Raw genomic sequence first — 5,062 nt, 5'->3', positions numbered from 1 at the left:
CGGGCATCCGGATCCATCGAGTGCGCAGGCGCTTTTTGGTGCCGCGGCTACCCGCGAGTGCCGGCAGGGCGCTTGGTGTCTCGCTGGTCCTCGGCTTCGCCTGCGGGATCGCTCGACTACCAAGCGCCCTGCCGGCACTCGCGGGTAGCCGACCAAAACCGCCTGAAGGGTCACATTTATCTGATAATTGAATCCCTGGCGTTATGTCGCTCGCTGACTGCGTCAAAACAGTGACGGTTTTTACCACCATCCAAGATTCTTCTGTAACGAGTTGCTTACGTATCTTCAGGGCTCTCCGTACTATCATGAATCAGATTGAAGAGAGATGATGATAGGGAGCGCCTATACATGATTGAGCTGCTCAGGCGTTTTGGTGGTAAGTTTCGCCGGTATATGGTGATTGGTCCTGCGTGCAAGTTGATCGAAGTAATCTTTGACCTGCTTACGCCGCTGGTGATTGCCCAGATGATTGATAGGGGCATCGGCGTGCACGATGTGAACGCTGTCGTCCACTACGGTATATTGCTTGCCGCCATGGCCGTGATCGGCATCTCGTTTACGCTCGTCTGCCAAAAGATGGCGGCGCTGACCTCGCAGGGCATGGGCACCGACATTCGCGGTGCGCTCTACCAGCACATCAACAAGCTGAGCTATGCTGAGCTCGATCGCTTTGGCACGCCGTCGCTCATCACGCGCATTACCAACGACGTCAACCAGGTGCAGCTCGCCGTGGCGCTGGGCGTGCGTATGCTCATCCGCTGGCCTTTCCTGGCGGTGGGCTCCATGGTCGCGGCCCTTGCCATCGACCTTAAGCTCGGCATGATCTTTTTGATTTGCACGCCCGCTATCGGCCTGGTGTTTTGGTTTGTCATGGCGCGCTGCATCCCGTACTACAAGCAGCTGCAGGCAAAGCTCGATCGCATCGCGCTTATTTGCCGCGAGGGTCTTTCGGGCGCCCGCGTGGTCCGGGCGTTTGTGCGCGAGGGTCACGAGCGTGAGCGTTTTGCCCAGGCGGCCGATGGCCAGGCGTGTGTCGCAATTGCGGTGGGCAAGCTCTCGTCGATCCTTAACCCCGTAACGTTTCTGGTGATGAACCTGGGCGTGTGCGCCATCCTGTGGGTGGGCGGCATTCAGGTCAACGTGGGCGAGCTCACGCAGGGCCAGGTCATGGCGTTCGTCAACTACATGACGCAGACCCTGACCTCCATCGTGTATGTCGCCAACCTGGTCGTGGTCTTTACCAAGGCGAGCGCCAGTGCGTCGCGTCTCAACGAGGTGCTCAATTGCGTGCCGAGCATCACCGACGAGGGCAACCAGCCGGTCGCGCTGCCCAAGCCGGGCAATGTCGCTCCCGTTCCTGCGCTGAGCTTGAGCCATGCGAGCTTCTCGTTTGGCGCCGGCGCGGCCAATGCTGTCAACGATGTGACGCTGGAACTCCCACTGGGCAAGACGCTCGGCATTATTGGCGGTACGGGCAGTGGTAAGTCCACGCTCGTCTCGCTCATCCCGCGCCTGTACGACACGGGCGCCGGCAGCGTGTGCGTGATGGGTGCCGACGTGCGCGCTTGGCCGCTCGACCAGCTGCGCCATGTGGTTGCGACTGTTCCGCAGCGCGCGTCGCTCGTGAGCGGCACGATCCGCAGCAACCTAACCTGGCGCGACGAGTCGGCGGCCGACGAGGAGCTTTGGGCGGCGCTCGATATGGCGCAGGCCAGCGAGTTCGTGCGCAACAAGCCGCAGGGGCTCGACGCCCCGGTCGAGGCGGGCGGCAAGAACTTCAGCGGCGGTCAGCGCCAGCGCCTGACCATTGCGCGTGCCCTGGTGGGCTCGCCGCAGGTTCTGATCATGGACGATTCCGCCTCGGCGCTCGACTTTAAGACCGACGCGGCGCTTCGCCATGCCATCCGCGAGCGCAGCGCACGCGGGGCCGCCGCGGGCGGACTCCCGCTGACCACGGTGATCGTGAGCCAGCGCGTCTCGACCGTGCGCGATGCCGACATGATCTGCGTGCTCGACCACGGCTCGGCCGCGGGCCTGGGTACGCACGACGATCTGTATACGACCTGCCAGCTCTATCGCGAGATTTGCCAGTCGCAGCTGCGCCGCGAGGAGCTCGAGGGCCAGCAGGGGAGCGCGACGCCCGCATCCGCCCCGGCTGCCCCGGCATCCACGTGCGCAAGGGAGGGCTGCTAAATGAATCCGTACACTTCGTCCGGTTCGGTCGCCACGATGACGGCCAATGTGTCCGGCAACGACAAGCTCAACGACCTGGGCGACGGCCCACGCCAGCCTGGCGACCCTGAGCGCTATCCCGTGGGCGCGGTGACCCGCCGCCTGATGGGCTACGTCCGTCCGCACCGTATTTCGTTTACGGCGTCGTTTGTGAGCGCCGCCATCTCGGTGATCTTGCAACTCTATACGCCCATCCTCATCGGCGAAGGCATCGACCTGATCGTCGCCGCCGGACAGGTGGACTTCGATGCGCTGCTGCCGCTTGTCACCAAGCTCGCGATTGTCGTCGTAGGTGCTGCGGCCTTCCAGTGGCTGCAGGGCTACTGCGTTAACCGCCTGTCCTACGAGACGGTGCGCGACATGCGCGTGGAGGCGAGCGACAAGCTCAGCCGCATGCCGCTCAGCTTTATCGACAGCCATGCCCACGGCGACCTTATGAGCCGCGTGGTCAACGATGTCGACCAGGTTGGCGATGGCTTGCTGCAAGGCTTCACGCAACTCTTTACCGGCGTTATCACCATTGTGGGCACGCTCGCGTTTATGCTCTCCATCAACCTGACCATGACGCTCGTGGTGGTGCTCGTCACGCCGCTTTCCATTTTTGCAGCCGGCGCCATCGCTAAGCTTTCCAACAAGAGCTTTACGGCACAGCAGCGCATTCAAGGTCAGCTCGGTGGCCATATCGAGGAGTATGTGGGCGAGCAAAAACTGGTGGATGCGTTTGCCTACGGCCCGAACGCCCAAGCGCGCTTCGACGCCCTCAACGCCGAGCTCTATACGGCAGGCGAGCGCGCGCAGTTTATGGGTTCGCTCTCCAACCCCGGCACGCGCTTTATCAATAACATCATCTATGCCGTGGTCGCTGTGATCGGCTGCGTGGGCGTGATCACGGGCGTGCCCGCGGCGCTTACGGTGGGCGGCGTGCAGATTTTCCTGTCCTATGCTAACCAGTACACCAAGCCGTTCAACGAGGTTACCAACGTCATTACGCAAATCCAGACGGCGTATGCCTCGGCGCGCCGCATGTTTGCACTGCTCGACGCCCGCGAGCAGGAGCCCGATGCGCCAGACGCCGTGGAGCTTGCCGCCCCGCGTGGCGAGGTGACTTTTGAACACGTGGACTTTAGCTATGTGCCCGACCGCAAGCTGCTGCAGGATATCTGCATCGAGGCCAAGCCCGGCATGCGTTTTGCCCTGGTCGGCCCCACGGGCTGCGGAAAGACAACGCTCATCAATTTGCTGCTGCGGTTTTACGATATCGATGCCGGACGCATCATGGTCGATGGCCGGTCTTCGCGTGGCTACACGCGCGCAAGCCTGCGCCGCGCCTTTGGCATGGTGCTGCAGGATACGTGGCTGTTCGAGGGCACGGTGGCGGAAAATATCGCTTACGGTTGCCCGGATGCCACGCGTGAACAGGTTATCGAAGCCGCCAAGCGCGCGCACGCGCACAAGTTTATCGTGCAGCTGCCAAGCGGCTACGATACGGTCATCGGCGAGGACGGCAGCATGTTTAGCCAGGGTCAAAAACAGCTGCTGTGCATCGCGCGCGTCATGCTCACCGACCCGGCGATTCTGCTGCTGGACGAGGCGACGTCGAGCATCGATACCCGCACCGAGCTGCAGGTGCAGGCGGCATTCGACGAGCTTATGGCCGGCCGTACGAGCTTTGTGGTGGCGCATCGCCTGAGCACCATCCGCAACGCCGACTGCATTCTGGTGATGCGCGACGGCGAGATTATCGAGCGCGGCACGCACGACGAGCTGCTAGCGACAGGCGGCTTCTACGCCGAACTCTACCGCAGCCAATTCGCCCAGTGAGCAAGCCCGTGGGGCAAATTAATCAGGTTTGTTTGTCCCATAGAGCGATCTTGTTATATAGCGTTCTACCAGCGCGTGAAACATTTTGACGATACTCCGTGACACAATTTGACGGCGTTTTGTGAAACAGTTTTTCGGCCATTCGTGCAACGTTCTGCGGCGGTTTCAATCCGAAGTACATACTGTTCGAAATCTGTCCAAAGATGTCGTCTGCGTCGCCAATCGACAGACGGTGGTTTACATCTGTCACGTTAGTACTAAGATATTCATCTAATAAATTGCATTAGTGGCTTTAGTTTTGGGGGAAACGAGGCAACGTGACTATGACGTGCTCTTTGGTGGTTAACAGCAAGAGCGGTAATACCAGGATGGTTTCGGGCGCGATCAAGCGTGCCCTACAGGCTGCAGGCGTCGAGTTTATTCACGCTGCCGCGTTGAGCGACGATGCGGACGCAGATCAGGTTGCGCGCGAGGCGCAGGGTGCCTGCGCTGCCGATTCGGTGCTCGTTGGCTTTTGGTGCGATAAGGGCGCATGCACGCCTTCGGTCGCGGCGTTGCTCTCCGCCTTGCACGGCAAGCGCGTCTTTCTGTTCGGTACCTGCGGTTTTGGTGCCGATCAGAGCTATTACCAGCAGATTATCAATCGTGTGACCTCAAATTTGGCCGATGATGCCGAGCTGGTGGGCTGGGCAATGTGCCAGGGCAAGATGGGCCCCGCGGTCAAACAGCGCTACGAGGCCATGCTCGAGCAAGATCCCGACAACGCGCGCTATAAGATGCTGCTCGACAACTGGGTTGCCGCAAAGGACCATCCCACCAAGGAAGACCTGGATAACATGGCTGCAGCCGCCAAAAAGGCCGTGCTGGGGGAGTAGCTCCCATCGCTGACGGCGGTCGGTCCATCTTTCTAAATGAAACGTCCTCCCGGGCGTCGGGGCACGAAGTTCCCTGCTCTACAGTCCTGCGCAAGACGAAGGCCACATTAAGTGGCCTTCTTTGCGTGCGGAAC

General features: G+C 61.0%; 3 protein-coding genes. All 3 read left to right on the top strand.

Annotation, left to right across the window (positions count from 1 at the left end; genetic code table 11):
• The first annotated feature begins 348 nt into the window (after positions 1-348).
• The 3 genes from AB5Z20_RS09720 to bilS all read left to right on the top strand — a co-directional run bounded on the left by AB5Z20_RS09720 (position 349) and on the right by bilS (position 4,928).
• Entirely contained in the window at positions 349-2,193 is a 1,845-nt protein-coding gene (locus AB5Z20_RS09720) for an ABC transporter ATP-binding protein (protein ID WP_368157159.1), read from the top strand.
• Positions 2,194-4,053, top strand: a complete 1,860-nt coding sequence (locus AB5Z20_RS09715) for an ABC transporter ATP-binding protein (protein WP_349090638.1) — start codon at positions 2,194-2,196, stop codon at positions 4,051-4,053.
• A gap of 323 nt (positions 4,054-4,376) precedes the next feature.
• Positions 4,377-4,928: a flavodoxin family protein BilS gene (gene bilS, locus AB5Z20_RS09710; protein WP_368157160.1), complete on the top strand. Its 552-nt coding sequence runs from the start codon at positions 4,377-4,379 to the stop codon at positions 4,926-4,928.
• Positions 4,929-5,062 lie beyond the last annotated feature (134 nt).

This window comes from Collinsella aerofaciens (assembly GCF_040910245.1).
Classification (GTDB): Bacteria; Actinomycetota; Coriobacteriia; order Coriobacteriales; family Coriobacteriaceae; genus Collinsella.
This window is presented reverse-complemented; position numbering and strand designations above follow the sequence as displayed.

Bases quoted from the DNA above. Each gene is read 5' to 3' on its own strand.
- bilS (WP_368157160.1), top strand. From the start codon at position 4,377: ATGACGTGCTCTTTGGTGGTTAACAGCAAGAGCGGTAATACCAGGATG.
- AB5Z20_RS09715 (WP_349090638.1), top strand. From the start codon at position 2,194: ATGAATCCGTACACTTCGTCCGGTTCGGTCGCCACGATGACGGCCAAT.
- AB5Z20_RS09720 (WP_368157159.1), top strand. From the start codon at position 349: ATGATTGAGCTGCTCAGGCGTTTTGGTGGTAAGTTTCGCCGGTATATG.